The sequence below is a fragment of the Herbiconiux gentiana genome (assembly GCF_024978135.1).
GTDB lineage: Bacteria > Actinomycetota > Actinomycetes > Actinomycetales > Microbacteriaceae > Herbiconiux > Herbiconiux gentiana.
On the sequence record NZ_JANTEZ010000007.1, the window covers coordinates 84,687 to 106,420 of the forward strand.

Below are 21,734 nucleotides of genomic sequence, written 5' to 3' on the forward strand. Positions count from 1 at the left end.
CTACTCCCCCGCCGTCGGTGCGACGGTGCGCGAGAGCCAGGCGAGCAGGTCGCGCACCACCTCGTCGCGGTTGGTCTCGTTCAGGATCTCGTGCCGGGCATCCGGGTACACATGGAGCTCGACGTCGCTCAGCCCCGAGCGCTCGAGGTAGGCCTGCCGCAGCTTCGTGGCACTCGCCCGACCGCCGAGGATGTCGTCGTCGCCGACGATGATCAGCACCGGCACGTCGGCCACCAGGTGCCGGGCCGGCCGCCCGAACAGCCGCAGCCCGTCGGCCACCCCGAACAGCTTCAGCACCTCGGCGGGGAACATCAGCTCGTCGTCGGCCGCACGCTGCTGCGCCTCGAGGTCGCGCGAGAGCCACTCGAAGCCGTTGCCGGGCGCGCCGGGCTGACCTGCGCGCGGGCGGTGCCGGCGGGTGAGGTCTCCGCCGTCCATCGACCCGGGCATCCGGTACGCCGTGCCCACCAGCACCACGCCGGCGTAGTGCGCGAGCGCGGGGGTGTTGACCAGCATCTGCACCATCAGCGAGCCCCAACTGTGACCGAGCAGCACGAGGGGCACCTCAGGATGCTCGCGCGCGACCTGCACACCCAGCTGACGGATGTCGTCGACCGTGGCCCGCAGCCCGCCGGGACCGAGCCGCCCCATCTTGCTGCGGTCGCCGCCGTGCTGGGCGAGGCCCGTCGCCCCGTGGCCGCGCTGATCGGCGGCGTAGATGCTATAGCCGGCCTCGTTCAGCTCGGCCGCGAGGGCGGCGTAGCGGAGGGCGTGCTCGCCGAGCCCGTGGGAGATCTGTACCACGGCGCGGGGCTGCTCCACCGTCCAGCCGTAGTAGGTGATGGCGACGCCCTGCGCGTCCTCGAACACGGCGGTGAAGTGCGCGCTCGGCGACGCTTGCTCAGGCATACGTCATTGTGGCATCTCCCGCGGTGGCGCCACCGGGCGACGGCACCCCCCTAACGGAGCAGTCGAGCATCCGCCCACCGAGCTCACGACTCCCGCGTGATCTCCACCTTCACGAACAGCTGCGACCCGAACGGCCCGGCGTACACCCCGCGCAGCGGCGCGATGTCGTTGTAGTCGCGCCCGCGCCCCACGATCACGTGCCGCTCCCCGATGTCGATCAGGTTCGTCGGGTCGAAGCCGCGCCACTCCCCGCAGAACCACTCGACCCAGGCGTGCGACTCGCCGGTGACCGTCTCGCCGATCGCGGCGCCGGGCTTCGGGTGCAGGTACCCCGACACATAGCGCGCCGGGATACCGACCGAGCGCAGCGCGCCGATCGCGATGTGCGTGATGTCCTGGCAGACGCCCCGCTTGTCCTTCCACGACTCCCGCGCCGTCGACTGCACCCCGGTGACGCCCTGCACGTACTCGACCTGCCGGCCGATCTCGGTGCAGATCTCCAGCGCCGCGTCGCACGGCGAGGTGTGGGCGGCCGCGATCGACTCGGCCAAGGCGACGAGGTCGTCGGCCGGCGTGGTGAGCCGGGTCTGCTTCGCCTGCTCGACGTAGGTGGTCGAGGTCGCCGCCTGGGCGGCCAGCTCGGTCCAGTCGAGCGGATGCGCGGCGTGCGGCCGGTTGCGCACCTCCACCAGGCTCGTCGCCGTCAGCGACAGCTCCTTGTGCGGCGTGAGCACCTCGAACGACGACACCCGCGTGCCCCAGTAATCGATGTACCCGTGGTTCGACGAGACCGGGGCGATCTCGAGCGAGGAGTGCAGCACGAACTGCGCCTCCGACGAGACGGGCAGCATGCGCGCCTCGTTGTACGAGGCCTGCACCTCGCCCTCGTAGCGGTACCCGGTGACGTGCCGGATGCGCAGCCGGTTCATGCGCTCTCTCCGATCCAGCTCGGGGCCAGGTTGGTGGGGAAGTAGCGCTGCCGGATGGCCTCGCTGGCGGCGCTCGTCGCGTCCTGCACGCTGTCCATGTGGCGCGGCAGCTCGTGCAGGATCTCGGTGATCGGCCGGTACTCCAGCTGCGACCTGATCTGGCCGAGCAGCCGCTGAGCGCTGTCGGTGACCCCGAGGCGCTCGTTGCGCGGCCCGAGGTCGCGCAGGCACTGCTCCGCGCGCGACACCGAGTACAGGATGGAGCGGGGGAACAGGCGGTCCAGCAGCAGGAACTCGGCCGCGTTGCGCGCGCTCGGCACGCCCCGGTAGGTGCGGAGGTAGGCCTCGTAGGCGCCGCAGGAGCGGAGGATCGTGGTCCACGACGGGCCGCTCGCCTCGGTCAGGCTGCGGGTGGCCAGCAGTCGCGCTGTCATGTCGGCCCGCTCGATCGAGCGGCCGAGAGTGAAGAAGTGCCAGGCCTCGTCGCGGCTGGCGCTGGAGTCCATGATGCCCACGGCGAGCGCCGAGCGGTCGCGCACCCAGCCGAAGAACTCGTGCGTCTTCTCGCCGGCGATCTTCCGTGGCATGCGGGCGCGGGTCGTGTTGAGGCACTCCCACAGCTCGGTCGAGACGATCTCGCGCGCCCGCCGGGCGTTCTCGCGGGCGGCGCCGAGCGAGTAGGCGATCGACGCCGGATGCGTGCGGTCGACCGCGAGCAGCGCGAGCACGTCGGCGCGCGTCAGCGAGCGGTTGTCGTCGGGCACGTCGCTGCCCATCACCGACAGCAGCGAGCGGCAGGCGAGGTTCTCCTCGATCCACGGGTCCTCGAGCAGCAGCTGCAGGTGCACGTCGAGGATGCGCGCGGTCCCGTCGGAGCGCTCGATGTAGCGGCCGATCCAGAACAGGGACTCCGCGATGCGGGACAGCATGGCCATCACACGTCTCCCTTCGTGACGGGGCCGGGATGCGCATCCGTCGACACCCGGGATTGCTGCTGCTGCTGCGACTGGTCGCTGCGCGGAGCGTCTTCGGGCGAGTGGTCGGGCTGGTGCCCGTGCCCGATGATCGGGATGGCCTGGGTGTTCGCGGCCTGCTCGGCGACGAGGCCCTGGATGTCGTGGGCGTCGCGCGAGGCGGCCCCGACCAGGGCGAACGGGTCCTGTCCGACGACCCAGGTGTCCTTCGAGCCGCCGCCCTGCGAGCTGTTCACCACGAGCTGGCCCTCGGGCAGCGCCACGCGGGTGAGGCCGCCGGGCAGCACCCAGACGTCGTTGCCGTCGTTGACCGCGAAGGGGCGGAGGTCGGCGTGGCGGGGGCGCATCCCGTCCTCGACGAGGGTCGGGATGGTCGAGAGCTGCACGACGGGCTGGGCGATCCAGCCGCGGGGGTCGGCGATCAGCCGGTTGCGCAGGGTCTCCAGCTCCTTCGGCGAGGCGTCGGGGCCGACCACGAGGCCCTTGCCGCCCGAGCCGTCGACCGGCTTCACCACGAGCTCGTCGAGCCGGTCGAGCACCTCCTCGAGCGCGCCCGGGTCTTCGAGCCGCCAGGTGTCGACGTTCGGGATGATCGGCTTCTCGCCCAGGTAGTACTGGATCAGGTCGGGCAGGTAGGTGTAGACGAGCTTGTCGTCGGCCACGCCGTTGCCGACCGCGTTGGCGATGGTGACGTTCCCGAGGCGGGCGGCGAGCAGCAGGCCCGGACTGCCGAGCATCGAGTCGGCACGGAACTGCAGCGGGTCGATGAACTCGTCGTCGACCCGGCGGTAGATCACGTCGACGCGGGTGGGGCCGGCGGTCGTGCGCATCCAGACCCGGCCGCCCGAGCAGAACAGATCGCGGCCCTCGACGAGCTCGACACCCATCAGGCGTGCCAGCAGCGTGTGCTCGAAGTAGGCCGAGTTGTAGACGCCGGGGGTGAGCACGACGACCGTGGGGTCGTCGACGCCGGCGGGGGCGGATGCGCGCAGCGCCTGCAGGAGCTTGTTCGGGTAGTCGCCCACCGGCCGCACGCGCATGCTGACGAACAGCTCGGGCAGGGTCTGCGCCATCACGCGGCGGTTCGAGATGACGTAGCTGACGCCGGAGGGCACGCGCACGTTGTCCTCGAGCACCCGCCAGGCGCCCTTCTCGTCGCGGATCAGGTCGATGCCCGAGACCTGGATGCGCACGTTGTTCGGCGACACGATGCCGGCGGCCTCGCGGTGGAAGTGGTTCGACGAGCTGATCAGCGCCGCCGGGATGACCCCGTCGCGCACGGCGGCCTGCGAGCCGTAGATGTCGGCGAGGAACGCCTCGAGCGCCTTGACCCGCTGCTTCACCCCGGCCTCGACGTCGACCCACTCGCTCTGCTCGATCACGCGCGGCACCGCATCGAGCGGGAACGGCCGCTCCTCGCCGGCGAAGTCGAACGTCACGCCCTGTGCGAGGTAGGAGCTGGCCAGCGCGTCGGTGCGGCCGCGCAGCTCCTCCTGCGTCATGCGGGCGAGGGCGCTGTAGATGTCCTTGTAGGCGGCGCGTGCCTCGACGCCGTCCTGCGACTTGGGTTCGGGGAACATCTCGTCCCACGGGCTCGCCCCCGCACGCCGGGATCGCGTGAGCAGGGTGGCGCCGTAGCCGTCGAACAGGTCAACCATGCGGTGAGCCTACTGCTCGGGTGTTGCGGCGGTGTTTCGCACGTCCGCCCCGCGCGGGGGCCCGCCCGGGTCGCGTCCGGGTCGCGCAAAAGCCCCTCTCCGCCGAAGGGAAGGCGCGTTTGCGCGACCCCGCCGGCGGGTCAGCGGCCGGCCGTCGACTCGCGCACGACGAGCTCGGGCTGGAAGGCGATGTGGCGGTATTCGGTTCGGCCGGGGGACTCGATCTCGGCCAGCAGCAGCTCGGCGGCGGCCCGCCCCATCTCGCGCGCCGGCTGCCGGATCGACGAGAGCGGGATGGCCGCGTTCGCCGCGAAGGAGATGTCGTCGTAGCCGATCAGCGCGATGTCGTCGGGCACGCGCACGCCGGCGCGGGTGAGGGCCTGCAACAGTCCGAGGGCGATCAGGTCGTTCGCGGCGAAGACGGCGTCGGGGCGGTCGACGGCGGGCAGGGCGAGCAGCTGCTCCCCCGCCGCGCGGCCGGCTTCGGCACGCATGGTGTCGAGCTCGAGCATCCGGATGCGCCCGCCGTCGCGCTCGAGCGCCGCCTGCTGCGCCCCGCGTGCGCGCTGGGAGACCTGGAGGATCTCGGTCGGGCCGCCCACGAAGGCGAGGTTGCGGCGACCGAGGTCGAGCAGGTGCCCGGCCGCGAGTTCGCCGCCGCGGAGGTCGTCGACCGACACCGAGCTGAACGTCTGGGCGTTGTCGTGCCGGTCGACGAGCACCACGGGCGAGCCGCGCTCGCGGAGTCGTTCGAGCCGGCGCTGCACCGAGCCGACGGGGGTGATCAGCAGGCCCGAGACGCGCTGCTCCTCGAACAGGTCGAGGTAGGCGAGCTCGCGGGCGGTCGACTCGCCGCTGTTGCCCAGGATGAGCGGCCGGCCGTGCTCGCCGAGCAGGTCTTCGGCGCCGCGCTCGACGTCGGCGAAGAAGGGGTTCGACACGTCGAGCACCATCATGCCGACCGTGCGGCTCTGCCCGACCCGCAGCTGCCGGGCGGCGTCGTTGCGCACGAAGCCGAGCTTGTCGATGGCGTCGAGCACGCGCTTCGCCGTCTCGGCCGACACCGGCTTCGACTGGTTCAGCACGTTGGAGACCGTTCCGACGGACACCCCGGCGAGAGCGGCGACGTCGCGCACGTTGGCCGTGGTCATGCACACCTCGTGGGGTCGGCGCCGTCGTCCCGGCGGTGGGTAGAACGTTTCACGAGAGTAGCGCAGGGGCTGCTCTGGCGCATTGCGACAATCGATGGTTAAATCGATTCACCGCACTCGACGACGAGAGGATGCCCGATGACGAGCGACGACGGACACGAACGCGTCTGCTTCCAGCTGCAGGTCAAGCCCGAACGCATCCCCGAGTACACCGAGCGCCACCGAGCGATCTGGCCCGACATGGCCGCGGCCCTGAAGGCCACCGGGTGGAACAACTACTCGCTGTTCCTCCGCGGCGACGGGCTGCTGATCGGCTACTTCGAGACGCCCTCGCTCGCCGAGGCGCAGGCCGGCATGGCCGCCACCGAGGTGAACGCCCGCTGGCAGGCCGAGATGGGCGAGTTCTTCGTCGAGCTCGACGGGGCGCCCGACACCGGGTTCCTCCGTCTCACCGAGGTCTTCCATCTCGAGGACCAGGTGGCCTAGGCTGGCCCCCGGCCCAGTGAAACGTTTCACCACATCATCACCACGACAGCAAGGACGAATTCCCATGGTGCAGTTCAGCGACATCGCCTCCGAACTCGAACGCCAGGCGATCGAGCTCCCCTCCTGGGCCTTCGGCAACTCGGGCACCCGCTTCAAGGTGTTCGGCACGCCCGGCACCCCGCGCACCCCCGAGGAGAAGATCGCCGACGCCGCCCAGGTCAACCGCTACACGGGCCTCGCGCCGAAGGTCGCGCTGCACATCCCGTGGGACAAGGTCTCCGACTACTCGGCCCTCCGCTCCTACGCGAACGACCTCGGCGTCGAGCTCGGCACCGTCAATTCGAACACCTTCCAGGACGAGGCTTACAAGTTCGGCTCGCTCACCTCGAGCGACCCGGCCACCCGTCAGAAGGCGATCGACCACCACCTCGAGTGCATCGAGATCATGCACCTCACCGGGTCGCAGGACCTCAAGATCTGGCTCGCCGACGGCACCAACTACCCGGGGCAGGGCGACATCCGCTCGCGTCAGGACCTGCTGGCCTCCTCGCTCGAGACGATCTACGCCGCGCTCGGCGACGAGCAGCGGTTGGTGCTCGAGTACAAGTTCTTCGAGCCGGCTTTCTACCACACGGATGTTCCCGACTGGGGCACCTCGTACGCCCACGTGGCGGCGCTCGGCGACCGCGCCTTCGTCTGCCTCGACACGGGCCACCACGCGCCCGGCACGAACATCGAGTTCATCGTCGCGCAGCTGCTGCGCCTCGGGAAGCTCGGCTCGTTCGACTTCAACTCGCGCTTCTACGCCGACGACGACCTGATCGTGGGGGCGGCCGACCCGTTCCAGCTGTTCCGCATCCTCTACGAGGTCGTGCGCGGCGGCGGCTACGACGTCGGATCGCCCGTGGCCTTCATGCTCGACCAGTGCCACAACGTCGAGGAGAAGATCGTCGGCCAGATGCGCTCGGTGCTGAACGTGCAGGAGATGACGGCGCGCGCGCTGCTCGTCGACCGCGCGGCACTGCTCGAGGCGCAGAACGCGAACGACGTCCTCGGGGCGAACGCCGTCCTGATGGACGCCTTCTACACCGACGTGCGCGGGCCCCTCGCGGCGTGGCGCGAGTCGCGCGGCCTGGCCGGCGACCCGATCGCGGCCTTCAAGGCCTCCGGCTACCAGGAGCGCATCGTCGCCGAGCGCGCCGGCGGCGTTCAGGCCGGCTGGGGCGCCTAGCCCCCTGGCGTCGGCGCCCGCCCTTCGGCGGGCGCTCCGGCGCCGCACCCCCGAGCCGCGGCCCGGGTCTCCGGTGGTGGGAGACCCGGGTCGCTTTCGCGCATCCGCGGGATCGAGCCGTCGCAAATCGCCCTCTGGAGGCCCGGAGAGGGCGGTTTTCGACGGCTCGATCGGCGCGAGCGACAGCGAGGGAGGCCGTAGGGTCGGAGGGTGAGGGACGAGGCGGCGGCGCGACGCACCACCGTGGGGGCGGCCGTGCAGCTCGGCACCGAGGTGAGCATCAACCTCGGGTCGGCACTGGCCGGGCTCGTGATCCCGGTGGTGGGGGCGTTCGTCGTGGTGGCCGCGCGGCAGCTCGTGATGAGCGCCGTGGTGCTGCCGTTCTACCGGCCGAAGCGGTCCGAGCTGACCTGGGCGCGGCTGTGGCCGGCGCTCGCCCTCGGTGTCGCCCTCGCCGTGATGAACGTGTCGTTCTACCAGTCGGTGCACCTGCTCGGCCTCGGCATCGCGGCGACGATCGAGTTCCTCGGCCCGCTGACGCTCGCGCTGGTGACCAGCCGGCGGCTGCTCGACGTGGTCTGCGCGATCGCCGCCGGCATCGGCGTCGTGATGCTGACGGGGCTCGACGGCACGATCGACGGCTGGGGCGTGGCCCTCGCGCTCACCGCGGCGGCGGCCTGGGCGGCGTACATCGTGCTGACGCGCCGGGTGGCCGTCGGCCTCCCGGGGTTGGAGGGCTTGAGCGTGGCGGGCATCGTCAGCCTCGTGCTGCTGCTGCCGTTCGCGATCGCCACGTTCGACGCGGGGGCCGTCGACTGGAACGTCGTCGCCCTGCTGGTCGGGGTGGGCATCCTCTCGTCGGCCCTGCCCTACAGCCTCGACACGTTCATCCTGCGCCGCATCACCCCGCGGCTCTACGCCATCATCACCTCGTTCGGCCCGGTGGTGGCCGCAGTGTTCGGCTGGCTCATCCTGAACGAGCAGTTCACCGTGCTCGAGGTGGTCGCGATCGCGCTGGTCTGCGTGGCGGCCGGAACCGCCATCGCGACCCAGCGCGACCGCCCCCGGCCGCCGCTCGAACGCGTGGCCGAGATCACCCCCTGAGGCGCCGACCAGGTCAGAACCCGATCGACGGGTCGATGAACTCGTTGGTGACGATGGTCGACGGCGAGAGGTCGGGGGCAGTGGTCGCGCCCTGCTTCTCGAAGAGCGGCGTCGTGATGTCCATGATCTCCTGCACCCGGTCGAGGTCGAAGTCGCCCACGGTGTCGTCGCCGCCGTTGCCCACGAGCCCGAGCGAGACCTGGGTCGCCGCCGAGTAGTCGGCCACACCCTGCGTGTACACCCAGCCGTTGTCGAACTCGTCGACGGCCTTCAGAATGAGCGCGTTCGTCGCCGCCGGGTCGGCGTAGTAGTCGACGGTGGCCTGCTGGATGATGGGCACCAGCTTCGTCAGGCACGGCGAGAGCGACTCGAGGTCACCGCTCCGCACCGACAGCGCCGAGGCGTAGATCGGGTAGCCCGCGTCGTGGATCAGCTGGTACGCCACCGGCTTCCGCCAGTCCTCGAGCTCGTTCTCGTAGACGTAGGGCTCGACCGTCGCGAAGCCTTGCTGCGCGTCGGCGCCGTCGGCCGCCACGAAGCTCGCGGGCGTGCCGTCGTAGCCCCCGTCGACGTGATCGAGCGGCAGGATGCCCGACCCGGTCAGATAGTCCATGTACGTCGCCCCGCCGAAGTAGCGCACCACCGCATCCGTCTTGCCGAGGTCGGCGATGGTCTTCACGTCGGGGTAGGTCGCCGGATCCCACATGATGATCTGCGGACCCACCTCGAACGGCGCGAAGACGGCCGTGGTGGGCATGTCGGCCGAGAGCTGCACGGCCTCGTCGGTGTTCGCGTAGCCGAGCGTGATGCTCGGGTCGGAGTACTGCTGGCTCGTCACGCTCTGGAAGCCGATCGCCGGCCCGCCCGAGCGCACCTCCACGTCGACTCCGGTGTACTCGCCCGAAGCGAACAGGGGGCCCGAGACCGACTTGGCCCCGGCGTCGACGCGGGCATCCGGGCCGATCAGCTGGTAGAGGTCGCCCTGCTCGGCCTCGGGGTTCCAGTCGGTCTGGATCACGACCGTCGCGGGGCAGTCGGCCGAGAGGTCGACGGCACCGATGGTGAGCGAGGGGTCGGGGCTCGACGAGTCGGTTCCGAATGCGGTGGCCGAGCATCCGGAGATCGTCGCCGCGGTGAGGGCGAGGGCCCCGGCGGCGAGCACGAGGCGGGGGGTGCGGGACATTGGGTTCTCCTTGGGGTGGGGGTGGAGCTCAGAGCTCGTCGACGGCGGTCGACGAGGGGGCGCCGCGAACCGTGAAGCGGTCGCGGGTGGTGGTGTAGAAACTGGCGTCGAAGCGCGCGATCGGGGCGTAGTCGGCGAGCCGCACCCGCCAGGTCTCCGTGTCGATCAGCTCGTCGCGGGTGTGCAGCGAGACGATGCGGCCGAAGAACACCTCACGGCTCGCGGTTTCGAGCTTCTCGTGCAGCACGCACTCGAGCGCGACCGGGGCGGCCTGGATGCTCGGCGGCGCGACCACGCGCGAAGGCGTCGTGGCGAGCCCCACCGCGGTGAGCTCGCTCACGCCGTGCGGCAGGTTCTCGCCGCAGCGGTCGGCGGCCTCGGCGAGCGGCTCGTCGACGAGGTGCACGACGAACTCGCCGTTCGCGTCGATGTTGCGGGCGGTGTCGCGGCGCCCGGTGGGGCTCGTGCGGTTGAGGCTGAGCATCACGAGCGGAGGCTCCTCGCCGATCATCCCGAACATGCTGAAAGGAGCGGCGTTGACCACCCCGGCGGCGTCGACCGTGGTGACGAGGGCGATCGGCCGCGGCACGATCAGGCTCGCCATCAGCTTGTAGCGCTCGTACTCGCCGAGCACGGCGAAGTCGACGTCAGGCACGGTGCGCCGCCGCCCACCACGCGAGCAGCACGTCGCGCAGGGCGTCGCCGGCCGAGGTGTAGAGGTCGCGCCGCCAGAGCTGCTCGAGCTGCTCGGCCGACTCAACGGAGAGGGTCACCGGCACCGCCTCGTAGCGGATCGGCGTGTTGGCGAAGGCCGGAACGTAGGACGGATCGCGCTCGAGCGCCCGCTCGGTGCGGATGACCGGCTGCCGGAACTGCTCGACCGTGCGCTGTGTGTCGTAGGCCCGCAGCTCGGGCACCGCGGTGAGATCGGACGCCGACGCCCGCCAGCGGGTCACCCGCACCGGCTTGATCGCGAAGTTGCTCGTCTTCATCACGTCGGCGCCGCAGATGTTCGGCACCGCGAGCACGTCCATCACCGCGAGCAGCTCGACGTGGTCGCCGGGCACCGACGACTGGTGGTGGATGGCGGGCATCCCGTTCTCGACCGTCGTGCTCATGAACAGGTTGAACGAGTCGTGCACGTCGTCGGGGGTGAGACCGTACTCGCGCTGCGCCTCGGCCTGGATGTCGGCGCAGTTCGTGTGCGTCGCGAAGCCGTAGGCGGTCTTGTAGAGGTTGGCGCTGCAGCGCGGGAACACCACGTCGTTGACGTGCACCGTGTCGGTGAGGATGAACATCATCGCCCGCTCGCGGGGCGGCGACGACCAGAGGAAGTCGCCCTTGCCGGGGTTGATGCCGTGCAGGGTGCGGGTGCGACCGGTGTGGAAGAACTCGCGGTAGTCGTGCAGGTTGAACACGTTGAAGTCGACGCACTGCGCCCCGTCGAGCTGCTCGACGCGAAGCAGCTCTCCGGCGCGCACCTCGACGGCCTTGCCGGTTCCGGGTTCGAGCACGAACTCCTCGAGCAGCTCGCGTCGGTCGGTCACCGGATGCGCGATCCGCGCCGTCCAGTCGTCGACCCGACCCGACACGGCCGGCACCGGCAGCGGCGCGATCGCGTCGGTGGCGCTCTCGCGCAGTGCCCGCGCCACCAGGCCGGAGAGGTCGTCGGCCTCGTGGGCGGCGAGGCTGCGGTCGAGCAGCTCGCGCGAGAACGCGCTGAAGCCCGGCACCCGGCTGCCGGAGAGCGATCTCGGCGAGCACTTCGGGGTCAGCCGCACCCTGGTGCGGGCAGCGCTCGCCCGACTGGCGGCCGAGGGGCTCGTCGACGTCGGCAAGACCAAGTCGGCCACGGTGGCGCAGCCGAGCCGGGAGGAGGCGCTCGACGCGTTCGAGGTGCGCCGCGCCCTGGAGCGGGAGGTGGTGCGACTCGTCGCCCTGCGCTGGAGCGACGAGGGCGAGCGCATCCTGAGCACCCAGATCGAGGCGGAACGGCTCGCCGCCGACGAGGGCGACCACAAGCGCTCGGTACGGCTCGGGGCGGAGTTCCACATGCTGCTCGCGGGGCTGACGGGCAACGCGCTGCTGCGGCGGTACCTCGAGGAGGTGGTGGGGCGCACGACGCTGATCCTCGCGGTGCACGGGCAGGCGCATCCGCAGCACGACAGCCTCGCCGAGCACGTGGCCCTGGTCGAGGCGCTGCGGGCGGGCGACGGAGCGGAGGCCGAGCGCCTCGTCGACGCGCACATCGCCGCCGTCGAGCAGCGGGCCCTCACGCAGGATGCCGGCGGGTCCGAGGACCTCGCCGGCATCCTGAGCCGCTTCACCCCGCGCTAGCGCGGGGTCGGTGGGAGGTGCGCGCTAGGAGCGGGCGCCCGTGAGGTGTTCGAGGGCCAGCTGCTGCAGGCGCACGAAGCCGAAGCCCTTGCCGTTGAAGTAGGCGTCGGCGTCGAACTGCTCGTAGGCCGAGGTGTCGGCGAGGAAGGCGTCGTAGGACTCGCCCTCGCCGAGGGTCGGCACCGAGAGCTCGGGCACGCGGGCGGCGGCGAGCGCCTCCTGCACCTCGGGGTCGGCCCGGAAGGCCGCGGCACGCTCCTTGAGGATGAGGTAGGTGCGCATGTTGGCCTTGGCCGACTCCCACACACCGGTCTCGTCCTCGGTGCGCGAGGGCTTGTAGTCGAAGTGGCGGGGGCCGTCGTACGACGCGCCGCCGTTGGGGCCGCCGTTCTCGAGCAGGTCGACCAGCGCGAAGGCGTTGTGCAGGTCGCCGTGGCCGAAGACGAGGTCCTGGTCGTACTTGATGCCCCGCTGGCCGTTGAGGTCGATGTGGTAGAGCTTGCCCTGGTAGAGCGCCTGGGCGATGCCGGCCGCGAAGTTCAGGCCCGCCATCTGCTCGTGGCCGACCTCGGGGTTCACCCCGACGAGCTCGGGGCGCTCCAGCGTCTCGATGAACGCCAGCGCGTGGCCGACGGTCGGCAGCAGGATGTCGCCGCGGGGCTCGTTGGGCTTGGGCTCGATGGCGAAGCGGATGTCGTAGCCCTTGTCGGTGACGTAGTCGCCGAGGAGGTTGACGGCCTCGCGGTAGCGCTCGAGCGCTGCGCGGATGTCCTTCGCCGAGTCGTACTCGGCGCCCTCGCGGCCGCCCCACATCACGAAGGTCTTGGCGCCGAGCTCGGCGGCCAGATCGAGGTTGCGCAGCACCTTGCGCAGCGCGAAGCGGCGCACGGCGCGGTCGTTCGAGGTGAAACCGCCGTCCTTGAAGACGGGAGCCGAGAACAGGTTGGTGGTGACCATCGGCACGATGACGCCGGTGTCGGCGAGCACCTGCTTCAGGCGGTCGATCTGGGTCTGGCGCTCCGCATCGCTCGAACCGAAGGCGAACAGGTCGTCGTCGTGGAAGGTGAGGCCGTAGGCGCCGAGCTCGGACAGCTTCTCCACGGCGTGCACGACGTCGAGGGGGGCGCGGGTCGGGCCGCCGAAAGGGTCGGCGCCGTTGTACCCAACGGTCCACAGACCGAAGGAGAACTTGTCGTCGCGGGTGGGGGTGTAGGACATGGCCGAGCTCCAGTTCAACGTCTTTGGTGACTCGCTCCGGCGAGGAGCGCGCGTAAAAGTTATCGCTCCCAACATATTCGCTACCAGGAGTCGGTGTCAAAGATCACGATTCGGACACGGCATGATCGCGCTCCACGAAAGCTTTGCGTTGCGCTCGACAGGGGTATATGTTTCGTGAGTCAACAAAGATGCACCAGGAGTTGACGCCTTACAAGGGAGTAATGGCTACGCGCCTTTCCCCTTCACATCACGAAAGGGACTGACACCACCATGTCAATGACGAAGAAACTGATGGCGCTCGCTGTCGTCGGCGGTCTCGCCGCCAGCCTCGCCGCCTGCAGCTCGGGCGGATCGACCGACGCCGGCAGCACCGACGGCGCCCAGGTCGCCGACTGCAACGTCGGCATCTCCATGCCGACCCGCAGCCTCGAGCGCTGGATCAACGACGGCGAAGGCCTGCAGAAGAAGCTGCAGGACGCCGGCTGCACCGTCGACCTGCAGTACGCAGACAACAAGACCGAGCAGCAGATCTCGCAGATCCAGAACCAGGTCGCCGGCGGATCGAAGATCCTCGTGGTCGCCGCCATCGACGGCGAGACCCTCGGCCCGGTGCTGGCCGACGCCAAGAAGCAGGACATCACGGTCATCGCCTACGACCGGCTGATCAACGGCACCCCCGACGTGGACTACTACGCGACCTTCGACAACTACAAGGTCGGACAGCTGCAGGGTCAGTACATCGAGGAGAAGCTGGGTCTCAAGGACGGCAAGGGTCCGTTCAACCTCGAACCCTTCGCCGGCAGCCCCGACGACAACAACGCCGGCTTCTTCTTCCACGGCGCGTGGGACGTTCTCGAGCCATACGTCGAGAGCGGCAAGCTGGTCATCCCCTCCGGCAAGAACCCCGAGGGTGAGGACGGCTGGAAGGCCATCGGCATCCTCGGCTGGGGCTCGGACGACGCCCAGGCCGAGATGGACAACCGTCTCTCCTCGTTCTACACGGGCGGCGAGAAGGTCAACGTGGTGCTCTCCCCGAACGACAGCCTGGCCCTCGGCATCGAGGCCTCGCTGAAGTCGGCCGGCTACACCGCCGGCGCCGACTACCCGGTGATCACCGGACAGGACGCCGACAAGGCGAACGTCGAGGCCATCCTCAACGACCTGCAGTCGATGACCGTCTGGAAGGACACCCGCGCGCTGGGTGACCGCGTGTTCGAGATGGTCCAGTCCATCGCCGCCGGTGAAGAGGTCGAGACCAACGACACCAAGACCTACGACAACGGCGAGAAGGTCGTCCCGGCCTACCTGCTCGACCCCGAGGTCGTCGTCAAGGACGACGTGCAGTCGAAGCTGATCGACTCCGGCTTCCTGAAGGCCTCCGACGTCGGGCTCTGACCCGCGCTGAAGCGCTGACACCATCGGCGGCGGCCTCCACGGAGGCCGCCGCCGATCATCCTGTTCAAACCCCTTTGCTTGAAGAGAGCGACGCGACCCATGAGCAACGCGATTCTGTGGATGCGCGACATCACCAAGGACTTCAACGGTGTGAAGGCGCTCGACGGCGTCTCGATCGTCGTGGAGCGCGGTGAGGTGCACGCCATCTGCGGTGAGAACGGCGCCGGAAAATCGACCCTGATGAAGGTGCTGTCGGGTGTCTACCCGCACGGCAGCTACGGCGGATCGATCGAGTTCGAAGGACACCCGACCGCCTACAAGACCATCAACGACAGCGAGCACGACGGCATCGTGATCATCCACCAGGAGCTCGCCCTGAGCCCCTACCTGTCGATCGCCGAGAACATCTTCCTCGGCAACGAGAACGCCTCCCGGGGCATCATCGACTGGAACAAGACCAATCGCGAGGCCGCCGTGCTGCTCGCCCGGGTCGGCTTGAACGAGAACCCGGCCACCCCGGTGCTCGAGCTCGGCGTCGGCAAGCAGCAGCTGGTCGAAATCGCGAAGGCGCTGTCCAAGCGGGTGAAGCTGCTGATCCTCGACGAGCCGACCGCCGCGCTGAACGACGACGACTCCGAGCACCTGCTCACCCTGATCAACCACCTGCGCGAGCAGGGCATCACCTGCATCATCATCAGCCACAAGCTGAAGGAGATCCGCAAGATCGCCGACACCGTCACGATCATCCGCGACGGCAAGACGATCGAGTCGTTCTCGATGAAGGAGGCCGACGCGACCGAGGCGCGGATCATCCGCTCGATGGTCGGCCGCCCGCTCGACAACCAGTTCCCGCCCCGCACGCCGGACATCGGCGAGGAGTACTTCCGGGTCGAGAACTGGACGGCGTACCACCCGGTCGACACCGAGCGGAAGGTCGTCGACGACGCCTCCTTCACGGTGCGGGCGGGCGAGATCGTCGGTTTCGCGGGGCTGATGGGCGCCGGGCGCACCGAGCTCGCGATGAGCATCTTCGGCCGCTCCTACGGCACGAACATCTCGGGCAAGGTCTACAAAGCGGGCAAGGAGATCCAGACCCGCACGGTGAGCGAGGCGATCCAGAACGGCCTGGCCTACGCCACGGAGGACCGCAAGAAGTTCGGCCTGAACCTCATCGGCGACATCTCCGAGAACATCTCGGCCGCGGCGCTGCAGAAGCTCGCCAAGGGCGGGGTGGTCGACCGCAACCAGGAGAACAAGGTGGCCGACGGCTACCGCGCCTCGATGAACATCAAGGCGCCCTCGGTGTCGTCGATCGTGGGCAAGCTCTCGGGCGGCAACCAGCAGAAGGTCGTGCTGTCGAAGTGGATGTTCACCGGGCCCGACGTGCTCATCCTCGACGAGCCCACCCGCGGCATCGACGTGGGAGCGAAGTACGAGATCTACGGCATCATCAACCAGCTCGCGGCCGAGGGCAAGGCGGTCATCGTCATCTCCTCAGAGCTGCCCGAGCTGATCGGTCTCTCCGACCGCATCTACACCATCTCCGAAGGCCGGATCACCGGCGAGGTCGTCCGTGAGGACGCGACGCAGGAAACACTCATGCACTACATGACCGCGGGAAGGGACTGACCCCGATGACGAACACTGCCACCGAAGCACCGACCGAGCCCTCGGGCCCGGCCCCGGTCAAGTCGCCCCGCCGCATGCGGGTCGACCTCCGTCAGTACGGCATCCTCGCCGCCCTGGCGATCATCATCCTGCTGTTCGAGGTGCTGACCAACGGGCGCCTGCTGATGCCCGGCAACATCAACAACCTGATCCAGCAGAACTCCTACGTGCTGATCCTCGCGATCGGCATGGTGATCGTCATCATCGCCGGCCACATCGACCTCTCGGTCGGTTCGGTCGTCGCGCTGGTGGGAGCTGTCGCCGCCCTCGCCATGAACAGTTGGGGCCTGCCCTGGTGGGCCGCCGTGCTGCTCGCCCTCGTGGTGGGCGCCGTGATCGGCGCGTGGCAGGGCTTCTGGGTCGCCTTCGTCGGCATCCCGGCGTTCATCGTGACGCTCGCCGGCATGCTGATCTTCCGCGGCCTGACGCTGGTGCTGCTCACGGGCGGCACCATCTCGGGACTGCCCGACGAGTTCACCGCCATCGGCGCCGGCTGGCTGCCGCCGCTGCTCGGCGAGGCGCTCGACGGTCGCGACACCCTGACGCTGCTGCTCGGCGTGCTGGCCTCGGTGGCCTTCATCGTGCAGCAGGTGCGCACCCGCGCCACGCTGCGCAAGCTCGAGCTGCCGCGCGAGCCCGCCGTCTCCGCGATCGTGAAGTCGGCCATCCTGGTCATCGCCGTGATGGCGCTGGCCTGGCAGCTGAGCGCGTACTCGGGCACCCCGATCATCCTGATCATCCTCGCCGTGCTCATCCTGCTGTACACCTTCGTGCTCAACCGCACGGTGTTCGGCCGCCACGTCTACGCGATGGGCGGCAACCTGTTCGCCGCGCAGATGAGCGGTGTGAAGACCCAGTGGGTGAACTTCTTCATCTTCGTGAACATGGGTGTGCTCGCCGCCCTCGCCGGTGTGGTCGCCACCGCCCGCGCGGGGTCGGCCGTCGCGAGCGCCGGTCAGAGCTACGAGCTCGACGCCATCGCCGCCGTGTTCATCGGTGGAGCGGCGGTGCAGGGCGGTGTCGGAACCGTGGTCGGCGCCGTCATCGGTGGTCTCGTGATGGGCGTGCTGAACATGGGCCTGTCGATCCTCTCGGTCGACGCCGCCTGGCAGCAGGCCATCAAGGGAATGGTGCTGCTGCTCGCCGTGGCGTTCGACATCATCAACAAGCGGCGGTCGGGCCGCTGACACCCGCGCCGGTCACCCGGCGTTAAGCTTCGGGGGCGGTCGTCACAACGGCCGCCCCCTTCGCGTCCCCGCCCGCTGCCCTGTTCCCCGCCGCCCACCACCTGCCGCCCACCACCCGCCACCCGCCGTCCGAGGAGGTCCTTTGTCCATCCTCGGTACCCCGCGCCCGGTCAGCGCCGGCGTCGGCAACAGCAACGACCAGACCCGCCGGCACAACCTGTCGACCATCCTGACCACCCTGCACCACGGCGGCGCGCAGACCCGGGCCGACCTCACGCGGCGCCTGGGCCTCAACCGCTCGACCATCGCCGCCCTCGTCGGCGAGCTCGTCGACCTGGGCCTCGCGCACGAGACGGCCAGCACCGAGCACGGCGGCGTCGGCCGACCGAGCCCGACGGTCACCCCCTCGGAGCAGGTCGCCGCGATCGCCGTGAACCCCGACACCGACGCCATCATCATCGGCCTCGTGGGGCTCGGCGGTGTGGTGCACAAGCGCATCCGCTACGAGACCGCGGGCGTGCCGACCGTGCGCGAGACGGTGAACATCGTCAAGGCCGTCATCGACGGGATGCGCAGCGAGCTCGACACCTCCTTCCGCATCGCGGGCGTCGGCATCGCCGTGCCCGGCCTGGTGCGGGCCGACACCGGTGTGGTCACGCTGGCGCCCCACCTCGACTGGCACGACGAGCCGCTCGCCGAGCTGGTGACCGAGGCGCTGGGGTACCCGGCGACGGTCGCCAACGACGCCAAGGCGGGCATCATCGCCGAGAGCGTCTACGGCGCCGGCCGCGGCATCGACGACCTCGTGTACGTCAACGGCAGCGCCAGCGGCATCGGCGGCGGCGTGCTCGTCGGCGGCGTGCCGCTGCGGGGCGCGCAGGGCTACGCCGCCGAGCTCGGTCACATCAGCGTGGCGGGCGGCGGTACCGACTGCCACTGCGGCCGCGTCGGCTGCCTCGAGACCGAGGTGCACCTCGCGGGGCTGCTCGCGGCGATGGGGCGCGAGCACCTCGACGCCGACGAGTTCGACCGGCTGCTGCTGACGAGCTCCGACCCGGCGGTCGAGGCAGAGATCACGCGGCAGCTCGACGTGCTGACCCTAGCGCTGGCCGACTTCGTGAGCGTGTTCAATCCCTCCCGCATCCTGCTCGGGGGGTTCCTCGGGTCGCTGTTCGCCGCGCATCCGGAGCGCATCGTCGACGGCGTGCGGGCGGCCTCGTTCGCCCAGCTGGCCGACGAGCTCACCATCGAACGGGCCCAGCTGCGGTCGCGGCTGCTCATCGTGGGGGCGGCCGAGATCGCCTTCGAGCAGCTGCTCGCCGACCCCGCGGGCATGTGGCAGCGGTGAGCCGGAGGGCTCGCGGCCGGGGCGCCGCGGTGGGCCGGTGGCCGCGGTGATCGGCGCCGAACGGCGCGAGCTGCTGCTGGCGCGGCTGGACGAGCACGGCATCATCCGGCTCGAGGAGTCGGCGGCCGCCCTCGGCGTCTCGACCATGACCGTGCGGCGCGACCTCGAGGCGCTCGAGCACGAGGGCGTGGTGACGCGCGTGCGGGGCGGAGCCGTCGCCACCGTCAAGGCGCGCTCCTTCACCGAGCGGCAGGGCGTCGACGACGCGGCGAAGACGGTGATCGCCCAGAAGGCCCTCGACCTGGTGCCGGCCACGGGGTCGATCGCGGTCGACGCCTCCTCGACCTCGCAGCACCTGCTCGCCCAGCTCCGGCCGGCCACGGAGCTCGTGATCGCCACCAACTCCGCCCACAACCACGCCCGGGCGCGCACCGTGCGGGGGGTGCGCGCCGTGCTGATCGGCGGCGAGCTCGAGCCCCGCACCGAGAGCTTCGTCGGCCCGATCGCCTGCGCCGCGGCGGGCATGCTCACCTACGACCGCTTCTTCACCAGCGCCAGCGCGGTCGACGCCGAGCACGGCACCACCGAGACGATCATCGAGGAGGCGCAGGTGAAGCGCGAGCTCGTGCGCGCCGCCCGCGAGACCGTGCTGCTGCTGGACTCCTCGAAGCTCTCGCGCCGGGCCATGGCCGTCGCCATCCCGTGGTCGGGCATATCGCTGCTCGTCACCGAGCTCGATCCGGCGGATGCGCGGCTCGACCCGCTCCGCGATCTCGTCGAGCTGCGCTGATCGGCGAACCGCCGAGCGCGCGAGCCACTCGCCCAGTGGGCCGCCGCCCGGGCCGAACCGTTGACCCCGGCCCGACGCGGTGTTATGTTCTGTGAAGTTAACACGCCATGACATCCAATGGAGCATCCATGACCTCGCAGGCCGCCGCCGAGCTGATCGCGCGCTCGAACCGACTCGGTTCCGACCCCAAGAACACCAACTACGCCGGAGGCAACACCTCGGCCAAGGGCCTCGAGGTCGACCCGGTCACCGGCGAGGACGTCGAGCTGATGTGGGTCAAGGGCTCGGGCGGCGACCTCGGCACCCTGACCGAGTCGGGCCTCGCCGTGCTGCGCGTCGACCGCCTGCGCGCGCTCACGAACGTCTACCCCGGCGTCGACCGCGAGGACGAGATGGTCGCCGCCTTCGACTACACCCTGCACGGCAAGGGCGGCGCGACCCCTTCGATCGACACCGCGATGCACGGTCTCGTCGACGCCGCGCACGTCGACCACCTGCACCCCGACTCGGGCATCGCCATCGCGACGGCCGCCGACGGCGAAGGGCTGACCCGCACGATCTTCGGCGACAAGGTGGTCTGGGTGCCGTGGCGCCGCCCCGGCTTCCAGCTCGGGCTCGACATCGCCGCCATCAAGGCCTCGAACCCCGAGGCGGTGGGCTGCATCCTGGGCGGGCACGGCATCACCGCGTGGGGCGACACGAGCGAGGAGTCGGAGCGCAACTCGCTCTGGATCATCGACACCGCCGCCGAGTACATCGCGGCCCACGGCCGCCCCGAGCCCTTCGGCCCCGCGCTCGACGGCTACGGCGCCCTGCCCGAGGCCGAGCGCCGCGCGAAGGCCGCCGCCCTGGCGCCCACGATCCGCGGGCTCGCCTCGACCGACCGGGCGCAGGTCGGTTCGTTCACCGACGCCGAGGTCGTGCTCGACTTCCTGGCGTCGGCCGAGCATCCGCGCCTCGCCGCCCTCGGCACGAGCTGCCCCGACCACTTCCTGCGCACCAAGGTCAAGCCGCTCGTGCTCGACCTCCCGGCCGACGCGAGCGTCGAGGACTCGATCGCCCGACTCAAGGAGCTGCACGCGGCCTACCGCGAGGACTACGCCGGCTACTACGAGCGCAACGCCGTCGAGGGCTCCCCCGCCATGCGCGGCGCCGACCCGGCCATCGTGCTCGTGCCGGGTGTCGGCATGTTCAGCTACGGCGCGAACAAGCAGACCGCCCGCGTGGCCGGCGAGTTCTACATCAACGCGATCAACGTGATGCGGGGCGCCGAGGCGCTGAGCAGCTACGCCCCGATCGACGAGGCCGAGAAGTTCCGCATCGAGTACTGGGCGCTCGAGGAGGCGAAGCTGCAGCGGTTGCCGAAGCCGAAGTCGCACGCCACCCGCATCGCACTGGTGACCGGCGCCGCCTCGGGCATCGGCAAGGCCATCGCCACCCGGCTCGCCGCCGAGGGCGCCTGCGTCGTCATCGCCGACCTCGATCTCGCGAAGGCCGAGGCGGCCGCCGCCGAGCTCGGGTCGACCGACGTCGCGATCGGCGTGCAGGCCGACGTCACCAGCGAGGCCGAGATCCGGGCCGGCGTCGAGGCGGCGCTGCTGCAGTTCGGCGGGCTCGACCTGGTCGTCAACAACGCGGGCCTGTCGATCTCCAAGCCGCTGCTGGAGACCACCGAGAAGGACTGGGACCTTCAGCACGACGTGATGTCGAAGGGCTCCTTCCTCGTCTCGAAGGCGGCCGCGAAGGTGCTGATCGAGCAGGAGATGGGCGGCGACATCGTCTACATCTCGTCGAAGAACTCCGTCTTCGCCGGGCCGAACAACATCGCCTACTCGGCGACCAAGGCCGACCAGGCGCACCAGGTGCGGCTGCTCGCGGCCGAGCTCGGCGAGTTCGGCGTGAAGGTCAACGGCATCAACCCCGACGGTGTCGTGCGCGGCTCGGGCATCTTCGCCGGCGGCTGGGGCGCCAAGCGCGCCGCGGTCTACGGCGTGCCCGAGGAGGAGCTCGGGGCCTACTACGCCCAGCGCACGCTGCTGAAGCGCGAGGTGCTGCCCGACCACGTGGCGAACGCCGTGGCCGTGCTCACGGGCAGCGACCTCACCCACACCACGGGCCTGCACGTCCCCGTCGACGCGGGCGTCGCCGCGGCCTTCCTCCGTTAGG

Annotated in this window: 19 protein-coding genes; 10 read left to right on the top strand and 9 right to left on the bottom strand. The window is 70.2% G+C overall.

The window, feature by feature from the left end:
* The 5 genes from NVV95_RS15975 to NVV95_RS15995 all read right to left on the bottom strand — a co-directional run bounded on the left by NVV95_RS15975 (nucleotide 1) and on the right by NVV95_RS15995 (nucleotide 5,621).
* On the bottom strand, nucleotides 1-909 hold the full coding sequence (locus tag NVV95_RS15975; RefSeq protein ID WP_259487542.1) for an alpha/beta fold hydrolase: 909 nt from the start codon (nucleotides 907-909) through the stop codon (nucleotides 1-3).
* A gap of 83 nt (nucleotides 910-992) precedes the next feature.
* Nucleotides 993-1,838, bottom strand: coding sequence for a transglutaminase family protein (locus tag NVV95_RS15980; protein WP_259487543.1), 846 nt, complete (start codon nucleotides 1,836-1,838; stop codon nucleotides 993-995).
* Nucleotides 1,835-2,767 (bottom strand): alpha-E domain-containing protein, encoded by a 933-nt coding sequence (locus tag NVV95_RS15985; protein WP_259487575.1) that lies wholly within the window; start codon nucleotides 2,765-2,767, stop codon nucleotides 1,835-1,837. The genes NVV95_RS15980 and NVV95_RS15985 overlap by 4 nt, the downstream gene beginning before the upstream one ends.
* 5 nt (nucleotides 2,768-2,772) lie before the next feature.
* Nucleotides 2,773-4,470, bottom strand: coding sequence for a circularly permuted type 2 ATP-grasp protein (locus tag NVV95_RS15990; RefSeq protein ID WP_259487544.1), 1,698 nt, complete (start codon nucleotides 4,468-4,470; stop codon nucleotides 2,773-2,775).
* A 140-nt stretch (nucleotides 4,471-4,610) separates the two neighbouring features.
* Nucleotides 4,611-5,621, bottom strand: coding sequence for a LacI family DNA-binding transcriptional regulator (locus NVV95_RS15995; protein WP_259487545.1), 1,011 nt, complete (start codon nucleotides 5,619-5,621; stop codon nucleotides 4,611-4,613).
* A 138-nt stretch (nucleotides 5,622-5,759) separates the two neighbouring features.
* On the opposite strand from NVV95_RS15995, the gene NVV95_RS16000 reads away from it, so the two are divergent.
* From NVV95_RS16000 to NVV95_RS16010, 3 genes are all read left to right on the top strand, one after another.
* On the top strand, nucleotides 5,760-6,107 hold the full coding sequence (locus tag NVV95_RS16000; protein WP_259487546.1) for an L-rhamnose mutarotase: 348 nt from the start codon (nucleotides 5,760-5,762) through the stop codon (nucleotides 6,105-6,107).
* Between the two features lie 64 nt (nucleotides 6,108-6,171).
* Complete coding sequence (gene rhaI / locus NVV95_RS16005; protein ID WP_259487547.1) at nucleotides 6,172-7,338, top strand: L-rhamnose isomerase; 1,167 nt, start codon at nucleotides 6,172-6,174, stop codon at nucleotides 7,336-7,338.
* A 210-nt stretch (nucleotides 7,339-7,548) separates the two neighbouring features.
* Nucleotides 7,549-8,442 (top strand): EamA family transporter, encoded by an 894-nt coding sequence (locus NVV95_RS16010; protein ID WP_259487548.1) that lies wholly within the window; start codon nucleotides 7,549-7,551, stop codon nucleotides 8,440-8,442.
* Nucleotides 8,443-8,455: 13 nt separating this feature from the next.
* On the opposite strand, the gene NVV95_RS16015 is transcribed toward NVV95_RS16010, so the two are convergent.
* From NVV95_RS16015 to NVV95_RS16025, 3 genes are read right to left on the bottom strand one after another with little or no spacing between them, the layout of a single operon-like run.
* Complete coding sequence (locus tag NVV95_RS16015) at nucleotides 8,456-9,625, bottom strand: ABC transporter substrate-binding protein (protein WP_259487549.1); 1,170 nt, start codon at nucleotides 9,623-9,625, stop codon at nucleotides 8,456-8,458.
* A gap of 28 nt (nucleotides 9,626-9,653) precedes the next feature.
* Nucleotides 9,654-10,280 (bottom strand): flavin reductase family protein, encoded by a 627-nt coding sequence (locus tag NVV95_RS16020; protein ID WP_259487550.1) that lies wholly within the window; start codon nucleotides 10,278-10,280, stop codon nucleotides 9,654-9,656.
* Entirely contained in the window at nucleotides 10,273-11,358 is a 1,086-nt protein-coding gene (locus NVV95_RS16025; RefSeq protein ID WP_259487551.1) for a DUF1989 domain-containing protein, read from the bottom strand. The genes NVV95_RS16020 and NVV95_RS16025 overlap by 8 nt, the downstream gene beginning before the upstream one ends.
* On the opposite strand from NVV95_RS16025, the gene NVV95_RS16030 reads away from it, so the two are divergent.
* On the top strand, nucleotides 11,249-11,962 hold the full coding sequence (locus tag NVV95_RS16030; RefSeq protein ID WP_259487552.1) for a GntR family transcriptional regulator: 714 nt from the start codon (nucleotides 11,249-11,251) through the stop codon (nucleotides 11,960-11,962). The genes NVV95_RS16025 and NVV95_RS16030 overlap by 110 nt on opposite strands.
* Before the next feature lie 24 nt (nucleotides 11,963-11,986).
* On the opposite strand, the gene xylA is transcribed toward NVV95_RS16030, so the two are convergent.
* Nucleotides 11,987-13,180, bottom strand: coding sequence for a xylose isomerase (gene xylA / locus NVV95_RS16035; RefSeq protein WP_259487553.1), 1,194 nt, complete (start codon nucleotides 13,178-13,180; stop codon nucleotides 11,987-11,989).
* A gap of 270 nt (nucleotides 13,181-13,450) precedes the next feature.
* Here xylA and chvE point away from each other — a divergent pair, with 270 nt between their 5' ends.
* From chvE to NVV95_RS16065, 6 genes are all read left to right on the top strand, one after another.
* Nucleotides 13,451-14,575: a multiple monosaccharide ABC transporter substrate-binding protein gene (chvE, locus tag NVV95_RS16040; protein ID WP_259487554.1), complete on the top strand. Its 1,125-nt coding sequence runs from the start codon at nucleotides 13,451-13,453 to the stop codon at nucleotides 14,573-14,575.
* Between the two features lie 99 nt (nucleotides 14,576-14,674).
* Entirely contained in the window at nucleotides 14,675-16,204 is a 1,530-nt protein-coding gene (mmsA, locus tag NVV95_RS16045) for a multiple monosaccharide ABC transporter ATP-binding protein (RefSeq protein WP_259487555.1), read from the top strand.
* Between the two features lie 5 nt (nucleotides 16,205-16,209).
* Complete coding sequence (gene mmsB / locus NVV95_RS16050) at nucleotides 16,210-17,430, top strand: multiple monosaccharide ABC transporter permease (protein ID WP_259487556.1); 1,221 nt, start codon at nucleotides 16,210-16,212, stop codon at nucleotides 17,428-17,430.
* 142 nt (nucleotides 17,431-17,572) lie between these two features.
* Nucleotides 17,573-18,778 carry an ROK family transcriptional regulator gene (locus tag NVV95_RS16055; RefSeq protein ID WP_259487557.1) on the top strand — a complete coding sequence of 402 codons (1,206 nt, stop codon included), beginning with the start codon at nucleotides 17,573-17,575 and terminating at the stop codon, nucleotides 18,776-18,778.
* 37 nt (nucleotides 18,779-18,815) lie between these two features.
* A complete protein-coding gene (locus tag NVV95_RS16060) occupies nucleotides 18,816-19,568 on the top strand; it encodes a DeoR/GlpR family DNA-binding transcription regulator (protein WP_259487558.1) in 753 nt (250 codons plus the stop codon).
* A gap of 128 nt (nucleotides 19,569-19,696) precedes the next feature.
* Complete coding sequence (locus NVV95_RS16065; protein ID WP_259487559.1) at nucleotides 19,697-21,733, top strand: bifunctional aldolase/short-chain dehydrogenase; 2,037 nt, start codon at nucleotides 19,697-19,699, stop codon at nucleotides 21,731-21,733.
* Nucleotide 21,734: the final 1 nt, after the last annotated feature.

Coding starts and splice junctions, on each gene's coding strand:
- xylA (WP_259487553.1), bottom strand. CDS start 13,180: ATGTCCTACACCCCCACCCGCGACGACAAGTTCTCCTTCGGTCTGTGG.
- NVV95_RS16065 (WP_259487559.1), top strand. CDS start 19,697: ATGACCTCGCAGGCCGCCGCCGAGCTGATCGCGCGCTCGAACCGACTC.
- chvE (WP_259487554.1), top strand. CDS start 13,451: ATGTCAATGACGAAGAAACTGATGGCGCTCGCTGTCGTCGGCGGTCTC.
- NVV95_RS15995 (WP_259487545.1), bottom strand. CDS start 5,621: ATGACCACGGCCAACGTGCGCGACGTCGCCGCTCTCGCCGGGGTGTCC.
- NVV95_RS15985 (WP_259487575.1), bottom strand. CDS start 2,767: ATGCTGTCCCGCATCGCGGAGTCCCTGTTCTGGATCGGCCGCTACATC.
- mmsB (WP_259487556.1), top strand. CDS start 16,210: ATGACGAACACTGCCACCGAAGCACCGACCGAGCCCTCGGGCCCGGCC.
- rhaI (WP_259487547.1), top strand. CDS start 6,172: ATGGTGCAGTTCAGCGACATCGCCTCCGAACTCGAACGCCAGGCGATC.
- NVV95_RS15980 (WP_259487543.1), bottom strand. CDS start 1,838: ATGAACCGGCTGCGCATCCGGCACGTCACCGGGTACCGCTACGAGGGC.
- mmsA (WP_259487555.1), top strand. CDS start 14,675: ATGAGCAACGCGATTCTGTGGATGCGCGACATCACCAAGGACTTCAAC.
- NVV95_RS16000 (WP_259487546.1), top strand. CDS start 5,760: ATGACGAGCGACGACGGACACGAACGCGTCTGCTTCCAGCTGCAGGTC.
- NVV95_RS15975 (WP_259487542.1), bottom strand. CDS start 909: ATGCCTGAGCAAGCGTCGCCGAGCGCGCACTTCACCGCCGTGTTCGAG.
- NVV95_RS16015 (WP_259487549.1), bottom strand. CDS start 9,625: ATGTCCCGCACCCCCCGCCTCGTGCTCGCCGCCGGGGCCCTCGCCCTC.
- NVV95_RS15990 (WP_259487544.1), bottom strand. CDS start 4,470: ATGGTTGACCTGTTCGACGGCTACGGCGCCACCCTGCTCACGCGATCC.